We start from the raw sequence: 18,930 nt of genomic DNA, 5'->3' as shown, positions 1-18,930 counted from the left end.
GGCGCGCCCGGCGGGATGTCCCGCCAGGCGCGTCACGCGGCCGCCGCGGGCGGCGGTGGAGGGCCGGCCAGGCCCCGGCCGGCCCTCCACCGCGCCCCCCGTCAGCCCTTCACCGCGCCGCCCAGCGCGAAGCCGCCGCCGAGGCGGCGGGCGATCAGCACGTACAGCAGCACCGCCGGCGCCGAGTAGATGATCGAGAACGCCGCCAGCTCCCCGTAGACCACCGAACCCATGTTGCCGAAGAGCTCGAAGATCGAGACGGAGGCCGGCATCTGGTCCGGGCTGAGCAGCAGCATGAAGGGGACGAAGAAGTTCCCCCACATCATGATGAACGAGAAGACCGTCACCACCACGACGCCCGGGCCCATCAGCGGCAGGATGACCCGTACCAGCGCCTGCATCGACGACGCGCCGTCCGTCCAGGCCGCCTCCTCCAGCACCTTCGGCACCCCGTCCATGAAGTTCTTCATGAGCCAGATCGCGAACGGCAGTTGCGAGCTGGCCAGGAAGAACGCCGTGCCGGACATCGTGTCGATGAGGTTGATCTGCACGAACAGCCCGTAGACCGGCACCATGATGGCGGTGATCGGCAGGCTGGTGGTGAAGAGGATCGTCAGCATGAACGGGCGGTTCAGCCGCGAGCTGTAGCGCGACAGCGGGTATGCCGCCAGCGCCGCCGCGACCACCGTGACGGCGGTCGCCGAGCCGCACAGGATCAGGCTGTTCAGCAGCGGGCGGAAGGTGATGTCCGTGGTCATCACCGCGTCGAAGTTGTCCCAGGTGACGTCCGTGGGCGGCCGGGCGGTCAGGCCCGAGTCCGCGTCGACGGACGAGAACAGCAGCCAGGCCAGCGGCAGGATGAACGCCAGCGCCGCCAGCAGCAGGCACAGGTCGGCCGCCAGCCGCCGGCTGAGCCGGCGCGCGCCTGGCGTGCCGCCCGGGCCGCGCCGGCGGGGCGACGGAGAACCGGGCGGCGGGGTGTCGCGGGTGAGCGTGGACGTGGGCATCGGCTCATACCTCCGTACGCAGCATCCGCATGTACACCAGCGAGAACAGGGCGCCCACCAGCAGCAGGAGCAGGGCCACCGCCGTGCCGTAGCCGAGCAGGTTGTTCTTGAACGCCTGCTCGTACATGAACAGCGGCAGCGTCTGGCTGCGGTCGCCAGGACCGCCGCGGGTCATCGCCCAGATCAGCCCGAAGACCGAGAGGGTCTGCAGCGTGTTGAGCATCAGGTTGGTGGCGATCGAGCGCCGGATCATCGGCAGCGTGACGTGCCACAGCTTCCGCCAGCCGCCCGCGCCGTCCACCTCCGCGGCCTCCGTGATCTCCTTGGGGATCTCGGAGAGCGCGGCGGAGTAGACGAGCATCGAGAACGCCGTGCCGCGCCAGACGTTGGCGAAGGACACGGCCAGGATCGGCAGCGTGTACAGCCAGTTCTGGCTGGGCAGATGGAGCCAGTCCAGGACCGAGTTGAGCGTGCCCTCGCGGCGGAAGAAGGCGTAGAGCAGGAAGCCGGCGACGACCTCCGGCACCACCCAGGCGGTGATGACGATGGCCCCGGTGACGGTACGCACCGTCTTCGAGGCCCGCTGCATCAGCGACGCGAGCGCGAGCCCGAGCGTGTTCTGGCCGACGATCGACGACAGGATCGTGAACACCAGCGTCAGCCAGACGGCGTTGACGAAGCCCTCGTCGTCGAAGGCGGTACGGAAGTTCTCCAGGCCGACGAACGACGACTCGGCCTGGCCCGACAACTGCAGGTCGGTGAAGGCGATCCACACGCAGTACGCGATGGGTCCGGCCAGGAACAGCAGCATCAGGACGACGGCGGGACCCACGGGCAGCGCCCGCAGCAGCGCGCGCAGGACGGAGCGGGGCGGCTGCGGGTGCTTCGTCGGTCCGGTGCGGCGGCGGCCGCCGCCCGCCTGGCCGGGGACGCGCGCCGCCGTACCGGCGGCTGCGTCCCGGGGCCCGGCGGGGGCGGGGGTGTGCTTGGTCACCATGGCCTCTCGGGCTGCTCGGGCGGCTACTTCTCGACCACCTCGCCGTCGGTGATCGAATCGAGCTGTTCGTCGTAGCCCCTGGCGGCGTCCTCGGCGGAGGCGTCGCCGGTGGTCACCTGCTCCATGGCCTCCTGGATGGCGGTGGAGACCTGCGGGTAGACCGGGAGCGCCGGGCGGTAGTGGGTGTCCTCGACCAGGCCGGTGAAGAACTCGACGCCCGGGACGTACGCCTGGTAGTCCGGGTCGGCGGCGACGTCCTCGCGGACGGCGATCTGCCCGTTGGCGATGGTCAGCCGGGTGTTGTTCTTCCGCGACTGGGCGACCTTCATGAACTCGAAGGCCAGGTCGGGGTTGTTGGCCTTGGCGGGGATGGACCACGCCCAGCCGCCGGACATGCTGACCCGGCCGGGCGCCTGGCCGTTCTGGGTGGGCATGGCGGCCTGGCCGAGCACCTCGGTCCACTCCGGCCACGGCTTGGGGCCGGTCTCCAGCCAGTTGTTCGACATCCAGGAGCCGTCGAGGTCGATGGCGAGCTTGCCCTCGGGCAGCCACTCGGTGCCGACCCTGGTGCCGACGTTGGGGTCGAGGGCGTCCTGCGGGTCGGGGCCGAGGCCGTCGTTGTAGACGGTGTGCACGAAGTCGAGGGCGTCGGTGAAGCCCTGGCCGCCGGCGACCCACTTCTTCGACTGCGGGTCGTACAGCGGGTCTTCGCCCGTGCCGTACAGCAGCATCTCGAAGCCCTGCATGGACGCGGCCTCGCCGGCGGGCTTGCCGGTGTAGACGTTCAGCGGGATGACATCGGGCAGCTCGCGCTTGATGGTGCGGGCGGCGTCGAGGACGTCGTCCCAGGTCTTCGGCTGCCAGTCGACGGGGAGCCCGGCCTCGGCGAACAGCTCCTTGTTGTACCAGAGCCCGCGGGTGTCGGTGCCGTCCGGGACGCCGTACGTCTTGCCGTCCTGGCCCTGCGCGGCGGTCTTCGCCGTGTCGATGTACTGGCCCCAGTCCTTCCAGTCCTTGAGGTAGTCGTCAAGGGGGGTCAGGAGCCCCGCGGCGATATCGGAGTTGATCAGGAAGGTGTCTTCGTAGACCAGGTCGGGGGCGGTCTTGGGGGACCGCAGCATCTGCTGGACCTTGGTGTAGTACTGCTCGTCCGGCACTTGAACGGGGATCAGTTCGACCTTCTTGCCGGGGAACTTCTTCTCGAACTCCTTCTTCACCGCCTCGATCTCGCGGTCGAAGATCTTGTTCTTGGCGTCGGTGGACTTCTTGAACTGGATTTTGACGGTGTCCGGATCGCTGCCGGAGTCTCCACAGGCGGAGAGTGCGGTGGCGGCGAGCACGGCGGTCAGCGCGGTGGCGAGCATCGGGGAAACGGGGCGGTGCACGGCGGTACCTCCCTGCGGCTCTGGCGAGGATGCGGAGAAAGTACGGCTGTCCGGATGTCCGGTCAATCCTTCTGACAAGGGCTGTCCTGTATCGGTGACAACGTTGTTGTACCGACGGTTTCCAGCGCTGAACCGACTGATTCCAGCCGCCGGCGGGCCGGAAGCTTTCGTGTGGACCCCCGGGGCGGGCGGTCAGGGGCGGGAGTCGGACCAGCGGTAGCGGAGCTCGGGACGGCCCACTTGGCCGTACTGGGGGGCGCGGACGGCGTGGCCGGTCTCCGCCAGGTGCTCCAGATAGCGGCGGGCGGTGATCCGCGACGTGCCGGTGGCCTCGCCGGCGGCGGTGGCCGTGAGGCCGTCGTCGCCCGCCCGGCGCAGGGCGTCGGTGACGGCGGCGAGGGTGGGTCCCGACAGGCCCTTGGGCAACGCGGCCTGCGCCGGGGCGCGGAGCGCGGCGAGCGCGCGGTCCACCTCGTCCTGGCCGCCGGCCTCGCCGACCGCGGCGTGGAACTCGGCGTAGCGGACGAGGCGGTCGCGCAGGGTGGCGAAGGCGAACGGCTTCAGCACGTACTGCACGACGCCCAGGGACACCCCCTCGCGGACCACGGCCAGGTCGCGGGCGGAGGTGACGGCGATGACGTCGGCGGCGTGCCCGGCGGTGCGCAACGAGCGGAGCAGGGCGAGGCCGTGGCCGTCGGGGAGGTAGAGGTCGAGCAGGATCAGGTCGACGGGCACCTGGTCGAGGAGGCGCGCCGCCTCGGCACGCGACCGCGCGGCCCCGGCGACGGCGAAGCCGGGCACGCGCTCGACGTAGAGCCGGTGCGCGTCGGCGGCGACGGGATCGTCCTCGACGACGAGCACGCGGATGGGCGCGGAGCGCCCGGCGCCGGTCACCCGTCGCCCCTGCGGGGCCCCGTGTCGGCGGCGTCCCCGTGCCGGCGGGGGCGCGGGGCGGGGTCCGGCTCCACGGAGCGGGCACGGGGGACCGCAGGCACGGGTGCGTCGGATGAGTCCTCAGAGCGGTGGGGGCCCGGGGTGCCGTCGGCGAAGTCCGGCCGCGCGGTGGGTGTGCGGGAGGTCGAACGCCGGGAGGGGGCGGGTGGGTCCGCGGGATCCGCGGACCGGTCGGGATGCCGGGTGCCGTCGACCGGTGGCCCGGCGGTGCGGGCGCGGGGCACCGAACGCTGCCGCGGGCCGGCGGGGTCGGCAGGCCTGCCCGGCTCCGCGGCGCGGTCGGCGGGGTGCCGTTCCGGTGTGGGCCCGCCCTCCGCGGGCGTACGGGCCGTCACCGACGGGTCCGCCGCCCAGCCGCCCGTGCCGGGCCCTCGGAGGTCGCCCCCCTTCGGGGTAACGGCCGGTGCCGGCGGGTCCGGCGAAGCCGGGTCGTCCGCGGCGGGGTGCGCCGGGTCCGCCGGGGTTTCCGCGGCGGCCCCGTCCGAGGCCGCCCGGGCTGCCGCGAGCGGCCCGCCCTGAGGCGTCCCGGCTCCCCCCTCGGGTGTCCGGGGCTCCGGCGGCGGTCCCGCCTGCGGCTCCCCGGCTTCCGGGGTCCGGTCGGCCCGTGCTCCCGCCGGGCCCAGCGGCAGGCGGACCGTGAACTCCGCGCCGCCGCTCTCCGCGCGGGTCAGCGTCGCCTCGCCGCCGTGGCGGCGGGCCGCCTGGCGGACCAGGGCCAGACCCAGGCCGCGGCCGCCGGGGCCCCCGCGCTTGGTGGTCCAGCCGCGGGCGAAGACCTCCTCCGCGCGCTGCGGGTCCACCCCCGGGCCGTCGTCCGCCACCCGCAGCAGCAACTCCCCGTCCGCCGCCAGCGCCATGACCCGTACCTGCGGCTGCGCCGTGTCCCGTACCCCGGACGCCGTCCGGGTCCTCGCGCCCTCCGCCGCCGCGTCCACCGCGTTGTCGATCAGGTTGCCCAGCACCGTCACCAGGTCCCGCGGCGGCAGCGTCGAGGGGAGCACGCCGTCGTCGATGCGGCTGTCCGGGCTCAGCACCAGCTCCACCCCCTGCTCGTTCGCCTGCGCCGCCTTCCCCAGCAGCAGCGCCGCCAGGACCGGTTCCGTCACCGCGCCCGTCACCCGGTCCGTCAGCGTCTGTGCCAGTTCCAGCTCCGCCGTCGCGAACTCCACCGCCTGCGCCGTCCGCCCCAGCTCGATCAGCGAGACCACCGCGTGCAGCCGGTTCGCCGACTCGTGCGCCTGCGAGCGCAGCGCCTCCGCGAAGCCCCGTGCCGAGTCCAGCTCACCCGTCAGCGTCTGCAGCTCCGTGACGTCCCGCAGCGTGACGACCGTGCCGCGGTGCTCGCCGCCCGTGACCGGCGAGGTGTTGACGACCACCGTGCGGTCCCGCGTCAGATGCACCTCGTCGACCCGCGGCCCCGGCGACAGCAGCGCCTCCGTGAGCGGCTCCGGCAGCCCGAGGTCCGCGACCGGACGGCCCACCACCTCGCCGTCCGCGCGCATGCCCAGCAGCTCCCGTGCGCCGTCGTTGACCAGCGCGATCCGGCCCGCGCCGTCGAGCATGAGCAGGCCCTCGCGCACGGCGTGCAGCGTCGCCTGGTGGTAGTCGTGCAGGCGGCTCAGCTCGCCCGCGTTCATGCCGTGCGTGTGCCGCCGCAGCCGCGCGTTGATGAGGTACGTCGCCAGCCCCGCCAGCGCCAGCGCCCCCGCCGCGACGTACAGCACGGGCATGAGCTGCCGGCGCACCTCGTCGCTGATCGCCTTGATGGTGATCCCCGCGCTCACCAGCCCGACGATCCGGCCGTCGTCGGCCCGTACCGGCGTGACCACGCGCAGCGACGGGCCGAGCGTGCCGGTGTACGTCTCGGTGAAGGTCTCGCCGTGCAGCGCGCGGGCGGTGTGGCCGAGGAACGCCTCGCCGATCACGTCCGGGTTGGGGTGGGTGTAGCGGGTGCCGTCCGGCGCCATGATCGTGATGAACGTCACCGCCGTGTCCCGCCGGGCGCGCTCGGTGTACGGCTGCAGGACGTCGGACGGGTTGCCGCCGCCGGTGATCGCCTCGGCGACCCCCGGGGCCGCGGCCACCGCCCGCGCCGTGCTCTCCGCCTGCCGGGCCGCCGCCTCCTCCGCGCGGTCGTGCGCCGTGACGTACATGAAGACCGCCGCCCCGGCCACCATCAGCGTGACCAGCACGACCTGCATCGCGAAGAGCTGGCCGGCCAGGCTGCGGGGACGGGGGAGGCGCATGGATCCAGTGTCGCCGGACCGGTCACGTGAACGAAATGAACGCAACGGTGACGCCGTCCGCGCCGGCCGACATATTCACCGGGACCGCAGGGACACCGAGCCGTGAGGAGGCAGCGACGTGGCTGCACCCACCCCCGTGGCGGGCCGCGTGAAGCGGGACCGCACCCACTATCTCTACATCGCCGTCATCGTCGCCGTGCTCGCGGGCGTCGCGGTCGGCTTCGCCGCGCCCGACGCGGCCGTGGAGCTCAAGCCGATCGGCGAGGGCTTCGTCAATCTGATCAAGATGATGATCTCGCCGATCATCTTCTGCACGATCGTGTTGGGCATCGGCTCGGTCCGCAAGGCCGCCAAGGTCGGCGCGGTCGGCGGGCTGGCGCTCGGCTACTTCCTGGTGATGTCGACCGCCGCCCTGGCCATCGGCCTGGTCGTCGGCAACATCGTGCAGCCAGGCGACGGCCTGCACCTCACCGACGAGACCCGCAGCGTCGGCGCCGACCAGGCCGCCGCCGGGGACGCGGAGTCGACCACCGAATTCCTGCTCGGGATCATCCCGCACACCATGGTCTCCGCGTTCACCGAGGGCGAGGTGCTGCAGACGCTGTTCGTGGCGCTGCTCGTCGGCTTCGCACTGCAGGCCATGGGCCGCGTCGGCGAGCCGGTGCTGATCGGCATCGGGCACATCCAGCGGCTGGTCTTCCGGGTGCTCGCGATGATCATGTGGGTGGCCCCGGTGGGCGCCTTCGGCGCCATCGCCGCGGTCGTCGGCGAGACCGGCGTGGACGCCCTGAAGTCGCTGGCCATGATCATGATCGGCTTCTACGTCACCTGTGCGCTGTTCGTCTTCGTGGTGCTCGGGCTGGTGCTGAAGTTCTTCACCGGCATCAACATCTTCCGGCTGCTGAAGTACCTGGCCCGGGAGTTCCTGCTGATCGTCTCCACCTCCTCCTCGGAGTCGGCGCTGCCGCGCCTGATCGCGAAGATGGAGCACCTCGGGATCTCCAAGCCCGTCGTCGGCATCACCGTGCCGACCGGCTACTCCTTCAACCTCGACGGCACCGCCATCTACCTCACCATGGCCTCGCTGTTCATCGCCGAGGCGATGGGCGACCCGCTCACCATCGGCCAGCAGATCTCGCTGCTCGTCTTCATGATCGTCGCCTCCAAGGGCGCCGCCGGCGTCACCGGCGCGGGCCTGGCCACCCTGGCCGGCGGGCTCCAGTCGCACCGGCCGGAACTCGTCGACGGCGTCGGCCTGATCGTCGGCATCGACCGGTTCATGAGCGAGGCCCGCGCGCTGACCAACTTCGCGGGCAACGCGGTGGCCACGGTCCTCATCGGCACCTGGACCAAGGAGATCGACAAGGACCGTGTCGAGCACGTCCTCGCCGGCCGGGTGCCGTTCGACGAGGCCACCCTCGTGGACGACCACGCGCCCTCCCCGGCGGCGGGACCGGACGAGCCTGCGGACGCCCCGCTGAAGCCCGGATCGCAGCCCGTGAAGGTCTGAATAACCCGTTACGAATACGGAAACACAGGACAACCATTCGCCCCCCGGGCCGGTCTCCTTGGACAACATCGAGAACGGGCTGGGGGGCCAGTGGAGCAGCCGCACGTCAGCGTGGTCATCGCCGCGTACAACGCCATGCCGTACCTGACCAGGTGCGTCGAATCGGTGCTGGAGCAGAGCATGCCGCCGGACGCCGTCGAGATCGTCGCCGTCGACGACGGCTCGACCGACGGCACCGGCGAGGAGCTCGACCGCTTCGCCCGGCTGCACCCGGGGCGGGTCCGCGTCGTGCACCAGGAGAACTCCGGCGGCCCGGCCGCCCCGCGCAACGCCGGCATCGCGCTGGCCCGCGGCCGGTACGTGTTCTTCCTCGACGCCGACGACTACCTGGGCCGGGAGGCGCTGGAGCGGATGACCGCCATGGCCGACCGGAACGGCTCGGACGTCGTCCTCGGCAAGCTCGTCGGCGTCGGCGGGCGGAAGCCGCCGACGTCGATGTTCAGGCGCGACCAGCCCGACGCCGACCTCTACAGCTCCCGGGTCTTCTGGGTGCTCAACCCCATGAAGCTGTTCCGCCGCGAGCTGATCGAGCGGCACGGGCTGCGCTTCCCCGAGGAACTGCGCACAGGCGAGGACCAGGTCTTCGTGACGAAGGCGTATCTGCACGCGGCGAAGATCTCCGTGCTCGCCTCGTACGACTGCGTGTACTACGTGCTGCGCGACGACGGCGGCAACCTCACCACCACCGTCCGCAAGGCACCCCGCTCCGAACCCGGCCGCCCCGTCAGCTCCGGCACGCTCCCCGCGATGTTCGCCCTCGTCGGGGAGAACACCCCCGCGGGCCCGCGCCGCGACCACCTGCTGACCCGCCTCTTCGGGGTCAACCTCCAACGCGCGCTGCGCGGCGTGCACCGCGAGCGCGACCCCGACCGCTCCCGCCGGATGTTCGCCGCGCTGCACGAGCCCGTCGCCCGCTGGTACAGCGAGACGGCGCTGGCGAAGCTCCCCGCGATCGTGCGTCTCCAGGGCGAGCTGGTGCGGCGCGGGCTGTACGACGAGGCGGTGGCGGTCGTCCGGTACATCGGCAAGCGCCGCGGCGTACTCGACCGCGAGGGCGGCGCCAAGCCGGTGCGCTGGCTGGCGCCCGCCGACTTCACCGTCGAGGGCGGCCGGGTCTACGCCCACTACCCGTACTTCCGCGACTCCCGCCTCGGCCTGCCCGACGCCGTGTTCGACGTCACCCGCCAGGTCGGCGCCCGCTCCTTCGTCCGGCCCGGGTCCGTCACCGTCGCCCAGGACCGCCGGGACTCCCGGGTGTTATCCGTGCGGGGCCGGCGCCGCGTCCGGCTGCCCGCGGTGCCGCTGGAGCTGACGGCGACCCGGGAGAGCGACGGCCGTACGGTCACGGTCGCCGTCCCGGCACCCCCCAACGAGCCTGTGAACGACGCCACATCCGCCTCCGGCACGGGCGGCAAGCGCACGTTCACGGCCCGTATCCGGGTACCCCGTCCCGGTACCTGGCACCTCGCCCTGCGGATCGCGGGAAACAGCAGGTCGGAGCTGCCTTTGCAGGCGGTGCGGGTGGAGAGCGCGAACCCCGCGCGCGCACTGCTCGGGTGGCTCGGCCGGGGCGGCCGGCAAGCGGTCCGCCCGGCGTCCTGATCACGGGGAGGTGACGATATCGTGCTCAGCTCGTAACCGGGTACAACTTTGCGCATCATTCGGATGTCTTTCAGTCGAGCCGAATTCACCCCGAATTCGGCTGACGCTCACGATCACCACCAGGAGCAGCAGTGTCGACAGGCGCCCCCACGGAGCCGACAGCGAGTACGACCGGCCAGGCCACCCGAACCACCGCCGTGGTGCTGGCGGGCGGCACGGGGCAACGCGTGGGGCTCTCCATACCCAAGCAACTGCTGAAGATCGCCGGGAAGACCGTGATCGAGCACACGCTCACGGTCTTCGAGCAGGCCGACCGCGTCGACGAGATCCTGGTCCTCATGGCCCCCGGCTACGTCGAGGACGTCGAGCGGATCGTCGCCAAGGCCGGGCTGACCAAGGTGCGCCGGGTGCTGGAGGGCGGCGGCACCCGCAACGAGACCACCGAGCGCGCCATCGCCGAGATCGGCGCGGACCTCGCCGAGGGCGAGGACGCGAACGTCCTCTTCCACGACGCCGTACGCCCCCTGCTGTCGGCCCGCGTCATCGCCGACTGCGTCACCGCCCTGGAGCGCTACCAGGCCGTGGACGTCGCCATCCCCTCCGCCGACACGATCATCGTCACCCGGCGGCACGGCGAGGACGGCGAGTTCATCACCGACGTACCCGACCGCTCCCGGCTGCGCCGCGGGCAGACCCCGCAGGCGTTCAAGCTCTCCACCATCCGGCGGGCGTACGAGGTGGCCGCGGGCGACCCGAACTTCCAGGCCACCGACGACTGCTCGGTGGTGCTGAAGTACCTGCCGGACGTGCCGATCCACGTGGTCGCGGGCGACGAGTACAACATGAAGGTCACCCACCCCGTCGACGTCTTCATCGCCGACAAGCTCTTCCAGCTCGCCTCCACCTCCGCCCCCGAGCACAGCGACGAGGAGGCCCACCGCCGCCTGCTGGAGGGCCGCACGCTCGTCGTCTTCGGCGGCTCGTACGGCATCGGCGGCGACATCTGCGAGCTGGCCCGCGGCTACGGCGCGCACGTCTACCCCCTCGGCCGCTCCACCACCGGCACGCACGTGGAGAACCCCGCCGACATCGAGGAGGCGCTGCGCCGCGCCTACGACGAGACCGGCCGCATCGACTACGTCGTCAACACCGCCGGCGTGCTGCGCATCGGCCGGCTCGCCGAGACCGACGACGCCGCCCTCGAAGAGGCCCTGCGCGTCAACTACCTCGCCCCGGTGCAGATAGCCAGGATCGCCCACAAGTACCTGGCCGAGACCCGCGGCCAGCTGCTGCTCTACACCTCCAGCAGCTACACCCGCGGCCGCGCCGAGTACAGCCTCTACTCCTCCACCAAGGCCGCCGTCGTCAACCTCACCCAGGCACTCGCCGACGAGTGGGCGGGCGACGGCGTCCGCGTGAACTGCATCAACCCCGAGCGCACCGCCACCCCGATGCGCACCAAGGCGTTCGGCGAGGAGCCCGCCGGCTCGCTGCTGGCCTCCGAGGCCGTCGCCCGCACCTCCCTGGACGTGCTGCTCTCCGAGATGACCGGCCACGTCATCGACGTGCGCCAGCAGGATCCGACCCGCGGCTCGCGGGTCGACCGCGCGCTGGCCGCCGTGCTCGACCGCAGCGAAGGCGGCGCCGAGGCGGGTGTGCGGTGACGGGGGCACTCCTTCGCCTGGTCCGGGTCGGCAGCCCCGCGGAGTTCGCCTCCGCCGCCCTGATGCTGGCCGCGTACCCGCTGATGCTCGTGGCCGCGCTGATCCCGAGCCTCGGCATGTTCGCCGTCGTGGCGGTCGTGAGCTACGTCTCCGACCACTTCCTGCACCGCCGCAACGCCTACCTGCTCACCCGGCTCTCCCGCGCCCGCGCGGGCCTGACGCTGCGCTTCATGCTGCGGCAACTGCTGCTCGTGCTGCTGCTGGCCCGGATGGGCGTCGCGGGCGACACCCTCGGCTACGAGGCCATCGCCTGCTTCGCCCTCATCGCCACCCTGCAGGCACCGCACAGCGGCCTGCTCACGCTGCTGCGCAACCGCCGCAAGCTGCCGGTCGTCACCCGCAACATCGACCTGGCGCCGCTCGGCATCTCCGACGCCGCGCCCCGGGTGCTCACCCACCGCGCCGCGGAGAAGGTCCAGCACCTCGACCTGTTCGCCGTCACGGGCGTGCTCGTCGCCGCCGAGACGGGGCGGGGCGCGTACGGCTACGCCGGCATGGGCGTGACCCTGGGCCTGACGGTGCTGTACATCCTCGTGGTGGCGTACCACCTGCGGCCCGGCGGGCTGCCGCCGAAGCGGGACGCGGTGCTGGAGTGGTTCGACGAGTGGCTGCGCGCCTACCGGCCGACGCTGGTGCTCTACTTCTCCGGCACCAAGGAGTCCACGTACCAGATCAACATGTGGCTGGAGACGCTGGAGGAACTGGACGAGCGCCCGCTGCTCATCGTGCGTGAGCAGCACACGCTGCCGGGCCTGGCCTCCACCACCGTGCCGGTGGCGTGCGTGCCGTCCGCGGTGCATCTGATGAACATGGACCTGGCCTCGGTACGGGTCGCGCTGTACCCCGCCAACGTCGGCAAGAACATCCACCTGCTGCGGGTGCCCACGATGAAGCACGTCTTCATCGGCCACGGCGACAGCGACAAGGTCGCCAGCATCAACCCGTACGCCAAGGTCTACGACGAGGTGTGGACCGCGGGCCGGGCCGGGCGCGACCGCTACGCGCTGGCCGACGTCGGTGTCCGCGACGACGCCATCGTGGAGGTCGGCCGCCCGCAACTGGCGCCGATCCGGCCCGCCGAGGCGCCCGCCGCCGGCCGCATCCCCACCATCCTCTACGCGCCGACGTGGGAGGGCTGGACCGACGACCCGGGCAACACCTCGCTCATGCTGGCCGGCGAGAACATCGTCCGCCGGCTGCTGGCCGCCGACCCGCCGGTGCGCGTGCTGTACAAACCGCACCCGTTCACCGGCATGGTCAGCCCGCTCGCCAAGGCGGCCCACGAGCGCATCGTCGCCATGGTCGAGCAGGCCCGTGCGCGCCGCGCCGCCGACCCCCGCTGGGTGCGGGCGGCCGCCGCCGAGCAGGGCGAGCGGGAGGCGGCGCGGGCCGAGCTGGTCCGTATCGAGGCGCAGTTGGAGCAGCTCGGCCGGCTCACCGACGAGGCCGCCGACGAGGCGCAGACCTCCCGCGACGCCGTGGTCGACCCCGCCCGCGAGGCGGAGGCGGCCCGGCTGAAGGAGGAGTGGAACGACGCCTACTGGCGCTCCTTCGGCTGGTGGGAGCACCGCGTCGTCACCGGTGACCGGCCGCGGCTGTACGACTGCTTCAACGTCTCGCACGGCATGGTCTCGGACATCTCCAGCGTCGTGTCGGACTTCATCGCCAGCGGCAAGCCGTACGCGGTGACCGACTCGGCGGGCCTGGGGGAGCAGGAGTTCAAGCGCCAGAACACCGCGGTACGGGCGGCGGTCATCCTCGCCCCCGACGCCGCGAAGATCGACGAGCTGCTCGCCGCCGTCCCCGACCCCGCGGCCGACCCGCTGCGCGGAGCGCGCGAGGAGCTGAAGGAATATCTGCTCGGACCTGACGAGCCCGCATCAGTCGTCCGCTTCGGCGAGGCCGTGCGCGCACTGGCGGAGAAGTCCGAGCGCCGCAATCTAGAGCGCGCCGTCTGAAGGAGACCCGCACGATGACCACCCCTGCGGACACGGCCGCGGCCGGATCCATACCCGACGTGACGGTGATCACGGGCGCGTACAACTCGATGCCCTACATCACCCGCAGCGTCACCTCGGTGCTGGAGCAGACCATCGGCACCGACCGGCTGCAGATCCTCGTCATCAACGACGGATCCACCGACGGCACCGGTGCCGAACTCGACCGGCTCGCCGCGGAGAACCCGGGCCTGACCGTCATCCACCAGGAGAACTCCGGCGGCCCGGCCGGCCCGCGCAACGTGGGTCTGGAGCGGGCCACCGGCCGCTACGTGTTCTTCCTGGACGCCGACGACTACATCGGCAGCGAGACGCTGGAGCGGATGGTCCACACCGCCGACACCCACGGCACCGATGTCGTCGTCGGCAAGATGATCGGCGTCAACGGCCGCGGCGCGCCGACGTCCATGTACCACCAGAACCTGGCCCGCACCGACGTGTTCAGCTCCCGCGTGTACTGGACGCTGAACCCGATGAAGCTCTTCCGGCGCGAGCTGGTGGAGAAGCACAGGCTGCGCTTCCGGCCCGAGCTGCGGGTCGGCCAGGACCAGCCGTTCACGAGCGCCGCGTACCTGAACGCCAACGGCATCAGCGTGATCGCCGACTACGACTGCGTGTACTGGGTCAAGCGCGACGACGGCGGCAACAACACCTCCGTCACCAAGGGCACCGCGCCGCGGATCCGGTTCCTGCGGGCGATGTTCGAGCTGGTCGGGGAGTACGTGCCGGAGGGCCCGCGGCGCCACCACCTGCTGGCCCGGCACTACACCATCGACCTGCCGCACACCATCCGGCAGTTGCGCCGCGAGAAGCACGCCTCGGACCAGCGGGAAGCCTTCGAGGACATGCGCCGGCTCTTCGACGAGTGGTACAGCGAGGGCATGGCGGCCCGGCTGTCGGTCGTGGAGCGGCTGCTGATGGAGCTGGTGCGCCGCGGCGACCTCGACGACCTGCTCACGGCGTCGAAGTACCACCACAAGCTCGGCGACCGCGCCGTGGACCACCTGACGGAGAACGGCCGGGTCTACGCCACGTACCCGTTCTTCCGCGACCCCGCCAGGAACATCCCGGACGAGTTCTACGACGTCACGGACGAACTGCCCGTCCCGTTCCGGGTCGGCAAGGCGGAGCTGGACCCCGCCACCGGCGTCGTCCACCTCGCCGGCACGATCAAGGCGCCCGCGCCCGACGGCTGGAGCGCCCCGCCGGAGATGCTGCTCAAGCAGCGCGGCGGCATCGTCCAGCACCGGCTGCCGCTGACCGTGGCCGACAAGCGGGACGACGCCGGCTTCCAGGAATTCCGGCTGGACATCGACCCGGCGACCGCGGGCGGCGGCGAGCCGCTGGCCGAGGCGCTCTGGGACCTCTCGCTGAGCTGCGGCGAGGCCAACGTCACCCGGTTCGGCGACGAGCACAACCTGAGCCTCGTCAAGCAGCCGGCCGTGCACGCCGCGCCCAAGCACGCCGGCTCCGGCCAGGTCGTCACCCTGTACGCGATCCGCTCCAGCGGCCACCTCACCCTGGAGCTGGGCGAGATCAAGCACCGGGCGGCCAAGCGGATCGAGGCCGCCGCCCAGGCCACGCCGCGCCGCGACGAACTCGTGGTCGACGTGCGCGCCACCGTCTCCGGGCTGCCCGCCGACGCGGTGCGGCTCGACGTCGAGGGCCCCGCCGGCACCGTCGCCTCCACCGTCGCCCAGCCGGGCAGGACCGCCGGCGCCACCCGGACGTACCGGGCCCGGCTGCGGCTGCCGCGCGAGGCCCGCAAGCGGCGCGACGCCTTCACGCCGAAGGTCACCGTACGCGCCGGCAGCCTCGCCTGGACCGTTCCCGTGCGCCCCGCCGAGCCCGCCCCGGCCGCCTCCGCACCGCCGGCCGGCCGGAGCATCGCCACCGTGCTGCGCTCCGCCAAGTCCCGGCTCGCCGCGCGCAAGTGACGTCCCGGCGCACCAGGCGTACCCGACACCACCAGTACCGTTACCCGGAGGGTTGATGCACGGCCAGCAGGCCCCGGCGCTCGAAGCGCACGATCCGACCGAGCGCCGGTCCCAGCCGGACGCGCAGCGCGCGGCCGGCCCCGGCCGCGGGTTCCGCCCCGACGTCGAGGGCCTGCGGGCCGTCGCCGTGGGCGTGGTGCTGCTCTACCACGCAGGCGTGCCGCTCATCTCGGGCGGCTACGTCGGCGTGGACGTCTTCTTCGTCATCTCCGGCTTCCTCATCACCGGGCTGCTGGTGCGCGAGCTGGAGCGCAGCGGACGGATCTCCCTCACCGGGTTCTACGCCCGCCGCGCCCGCCGGCTGCTGCCGTCGACAGCCGTCGTGCTGGCGGCGGTCGCGCTGCTGGCGTGGCTGCTGATGTCGCCGGTGGAACGCAAGACCGTCGCCAAGGACCTGGCCGCCGCCGCGCTGTACGTCGTCAACTGGCAGCAGGCGTCGCTCGCGGTCGACTACTCCGCGCTCGGCGCCGACGCCAGCCCCGTACAGCACTTCTGGTCGCTGGCGGTCGAGGAGCAGTTCTACCTGGTCTGGCCGCTGCTGATCATCGCCATCGGCTGGTGGTGCACGCGCCGCGGCGGCAAGGCGGTGCGCCCGCGGCTGGCCGTCGCGCTCGGCGCCATCGCCGTGGCCTCGTTCGCGTACTCGGTCCACCTCACGCAGGAGGAGGCCGGTGCCGCGTACTTCTCCACCTTCACCCGCGGCTGGGAACTGGCCGTCGGCGGGCTGATCGCGCTGGTGCCCGCGGACGCCTGGCGGCGGCTGCCGGGCCGGCTCGCGGGCGGGCTGGTGCTCGCGGGGCTCGCGGCCATCGCGGTGGCCGCCCTCGGCTTCTCCGACGAGACCCCCTTCCCCGGCTCCGCCGCCGCGCTGCCCGTGCTGGGCGCCGCCGCGATCATCGCGGCCGGCGCCGCGGCGCAGGACACGGTGGGCGCCAAGCTGCTGGGCACCGCGCCGATGCGGTACGTCGGGCGCATCTCGTACTCCTGGTACCTGTGGCACTGGCCGGCCGTCGCCTTCGCGACCGTCAAGTGGCCGAACATCACCACCGCCCAGCTCGCGGTCGTCGTCGCGGCGAGCTGGGTGCCCGCCGCGCTCACCCACGCGCTGGTGGAGAACCCGGTACGGGTCTCGCGCGCGCTGGCGCCGGTGGGCCGCGGCCTCGTCCTCGGCCTGGCCTGCACCGCGGCCGGCGCCCTGCTGGGCTGGCTGACCTGGGCCACCGTGCCGACCATGAAGCTCGCCGACCCCTCGCAGGCCGTCGGCGCCGCCGCGCTGCAGGACTCCACGAAGGTCCAGGAGTCCGCCTCCGTGCTCAGCCCGCTGCCCGAGGACGCCGACGCCGACGAGGGCGCGGTGTACGGCAACGGCTGCCACGCCGGGCAGCGCGACACCGAGGCCGAGGGCTGCGTCTACGGCGACAAGAAGTCGGACACCACCGTGGCGCTCTTCGGCGACTCGCACGCCGCGCAGTTCTCCCCGGCGCTGATCACCATCGCCGAGGAGCGCGGCTGGCGGCTGCTGATCCTCACCAAGTCCGCCTGCACGCCCGCCAAGGTCACCATCTACAACCGGCAGTACGAGCGCGACTACACCGAGTGCGACGAGTGGCGGGCCTCCGCCGTCGAGCGCATCGCCGAGGAGAAGGCCGACCTCGTGCTCGTCGGCAACCGCGACGACCAGGCGGCCATGCGCGGCGGCGACAAGCTCGACGGCGACGACAACGCCGGCGCACTGCGCGACGGGATGTCCGCCACGCTGCGCGAGCTGAAGGAGAACGGGGCGGACGTCACAGCGTTCGCCGACATCCCGTACCCGCCGCAGGACATACCCTCGTGCGTGTCGGGAGCCACCGACCAACTCACCGACTGCGCGTTCCCGCTGCGCGAGGGGCTGGAATACGAGCAGGTCACCACGGAGGCGGCGAAGCGGACCGGAGTCCGTGTCATCGACCTCGCACCCGAGCTCTGCCCGGACGGGACCTGCCCGGCCGTCATCGGCAACGTGATCGTCTACCGGGCCGGTGAGCACATCACCGAGACGTACATGCAGACGCTCACGGGCTGGCTGGACGACCAGTTGCCGGAGAGCGTCGGATGAGAGAAGGACTTCTGATGCCGACGCAGCCAACGCCGCCGTCGCTGGTGCCCACGGTGCCGCGCGGCGGGCGCCTCCTCCACATAGGTCCGCACAAGACCGGCACCACCGCCCTGCAGGGCGCGTTCCACAGCGCCCGCGACCGGCTGCCCGCGTACGACGTGGTGTACGCCGGCAGCAAGCGGCAGCCGGTCGCGGCGGCGCTCGCCAAGATCGGGGTGGAGTTCCCGGGGCCCGCGGGCACGCCCGTACGCGAAGAGCTCGACGTGTTCCTGCAGCGCGACCGGCCGGGCATGGAGCGCTGGCGGCGGCTGGTGCAGCAGTGCGACCAGGCCGGCGACCGGCGCACGGTCATCAGCACCGAGTACTTCTCCAACGCCGGTGACGACGCCGCCCGCGAGGTCGTCGCCGACCTCGGCGGCGGCGAGCGGGTGCACGTCGTCGTCACGCTGCGGCCGCTGCTGAAGATCCTGCCGTCGCAGTGGCAGCAGTACGTGCGCAACGGGCTGCGCTCGTCGTACGAGGACTGGCTGGAGGCCATGTTCCACCGCGAGCCGTGTATCGAGCCGACGCCCAGCTTCTGGCGTCGGCACCGGCACGACGAGCTGATCGCCCGCTGGGCGGCGGCCGCGGGCCCGGAGAACCTGACCGTCCTGGTGCAGGACGAGTCCGACCAGCAGATGCAGCTCCGCGTCTTCGAGGAGTTCGCAGGGCTGCCCTCCGGGTTCCTCGTCTACGACGAGCGCGACAACCGGTCGATGACCCACGGCGAGGCCGAGCTGGTCCGGCTGCTCAACGAGGAGTCGCACCGCCGCGGCTGGTCCGTGGAACGGCACGGCAAGGTCGTCCGCGCCGGGGCGCTGCGCCGGATGCGCGACAAGTACCAGCCCGGCCGCGACGAGGCGCGTGTCACCACCCCCGAGTGGGCGGTGGCCGAGGCCACGGAGCTGGCCGAGGAGATGACCGCCGCCATCGCCGCGCTCGGCGTCAACATCGTCGGCGACCTGGCGTCGCTGGCGAAGCGGCCGAGCGCGCCGGCCGCGCCGCCGGCCCAGGCGACGATCCCCGCGGCCGCGGCGGCGCAGGCCGTCATCGGCGCGCTGCTCGCCCAGTCCACGCTCGACACCAGGGCCGCCGCCGAGGCGGCCACGCACGATAGCCAGGCCGCCTCGGCGGCGAAGGACGCCACCGGGCCGAACTCCTCCGGGTCCGGCGCGTCCACCGCCACCGGGACGGCCGCCACCGCCACGCCCGAGCCGGCGCCCGCCGACGCCTCCGCCGGAGGCCGGGGCGGCGCCACCAACCCGCTGCGGAGCGCCGCCAGGCGCGGCCTTCGCCGTATCCGCCGATAACCAG

12 protein-coding genes are annotated in these 18,930 nt (G+C 72.5%); 7 read left to right on the top strand and 5 right to left on the bottom strand.

All coding sequences use genetic code 11. The features are described 5' to 3' along the window. Positions 1-101: 101 nt before the first annotated feature. The 5 genes from ABGA99_RS14465 to ABGA99_RS14445 all read right to left on the bottom strand — a co-directional run bounded on the left by ABGA99_RS14465 (position 102) and on the right by ABGA99_RS14445 (position 6,589). Complete coding sequence (locus tag ABGA99_RS14465) at positions 102-1,007, bottom strand: carbohydrate ABC transporter permease (RefSeq protein ID WP_347578263.1); 906 nt, start codon at positions 1,005-1,007, stop codon at positions 102-104. Between the two features lie 4 nt (positions 1,008-1,011). Beyond that, positions 1,012-1,818: a sugar ABC transporter permease gene (locus ABGA99_RS14460; protein ID WP_347578434.1), complete on the bottom strand. Its 807-nt coding sequence runs from the start codon at positions 1,816-1,818 to the stop codon at positions 1,012-1,014. Positions 1,819-2,027: 209 nt separating this feature from the next. Further along, the gene (locus ABGA99_RS14455) at positions 2,028-3,368 is read right to left on the bottom strand and encodes an ABC transporter substrate-binding protein (RefSeq protein WP_347578433.1); all 1,341 of its coding nucleotides are present in this window, start codon (positions 3,366-3,368) and stop codon (positions 2,028-2,030) included. 213 nt (positions 3,369-3,581) lie between these two features. Further along, positions 3,582-4,283: a response regulator gene (locus ABGA99_RS14450; RefSeq protein ID WP_347578262.1), complete on the bottom strand. Its 702-nt coding sequence runs from the start codon at positions 4,281-4,283 to the stop codon at positions 3,582-3,584. Beyond that, complete coding sequence (locus ABGA99_RS14445; protein WP_347582773.1) at positions 4,280-6,589, bottom strand: ATP-binding protein; 2,310 nt, start codon at positions 6,587-6,589, stop codon at positions 4,280-4,282. The genes ABGA99_RS14450 and ABGA99_RS14445 overlap by 4 nt, the downstream gene beginning before the upstream one ends. A 136-nt stretch (positions 6,590-6,725) precedes the next feature. Here ABGA99_RS14445 and ABGA99_RS14440 point away from each other — a divergent pair, with 136 nt between their 5' ends. From ABGA99_RS14440 to ABGA99_RS14410, 7 genes are all read left to right on the top strand, one after another. Further along, entirely contained in the window at positions 6,726-8,099 is a 1,374-nt protein-coding gene (locus ABGA99_RS14440) for a cation:dicarboxylase symporter family transporter (protein ID WP_347582823.1), read from the top strand. Positions 8,100-8,189: 90 nt separating this feature from the next. Further along, positions 8,190-9,761, top strand: a complete 1,572-nt coding sequence (locus tag ABGA99_RS14435; protein WP_347582772.1) for a glycosyltransferase family A protein — start codon at positions 8,190-8,192, stop codon at positions 9,759-9,761. Between the two features lie 131 nt (positions 9,762-9,892). Further along, entirely contained in the window at positions 9,893-11,425 is a 1,533-nt protein-coding gene (locus ABGA99_RS14430; protein ID WP_347582771.1) for a bifunctional cytidylyltransferase/SDR family oxidoreductase, read from the top strand. Further along, on the top strand, positions 11,422-13,443 hold the full coding sequence (locus ABGA99_RS14425; RefSeq protein WP_347578258.1) for a hypothetical protein: 2,022 nt from the start codon (positions 11,422-11,424) through the stop codon (positions 13,441-13,443). Before ABGA99_RS14430 ends, ABGA99_RS14425 begins: the two co-directional genes overlap by 4 nt. Before the next feature lie 14 nt (positions 13,444-13,457). Beyond that, positions 13,458-15,419, top strand: coding sequence for a glycosyltransferase family 2 protein (locus tag ABGA99_RS14420; RefSeq protein ID WP_347578257.1), 1,962 nt, complete (start codon positions 13,458-13,460; stop codon positions 15,417-15,419). Between the two features lie 55 nt (positions 15,420-15,474). Further along, on the top strand, positions 15,475-17,577 hold the full coding sequence (locus tag ABGA99_RS14415; RefSeq protein ID WP_347582770.1) for an acyltransferase family protein: 2,103 nt from the start codon (positions 15,475-15,477) through the stop codon (positions 17,575-17,577). Between the two features lie 14 nt (positions 17,578-17,591). Beyond that, positions 17,592-18,926, top strand: coding sequence for a hypothetical protein (locus tag ABGA99_RS14410; protein WP_347582769.1), 1,335 nt, complete (start codon positions 17,592-17,594; stop codon positions 18,924-18,926). Positions 18,927-18,930 lie beyond the last annotated feature (4 nt).

Origin of the sequence: Streptomyces sp. B5E4, assembly GCF_039871555.1 — a bacterium.
Classification (GTDB): Bacteria; Actinomycetota; Actinomycetes; order Streptomycetales; family Streptomycetaceae; genus Streptomyces.
The sequence above is the reverse complement of the archived record's forward strand: the minus strand, read 5'-3'. Positions and strand labels throughout refer to the sequence as shown.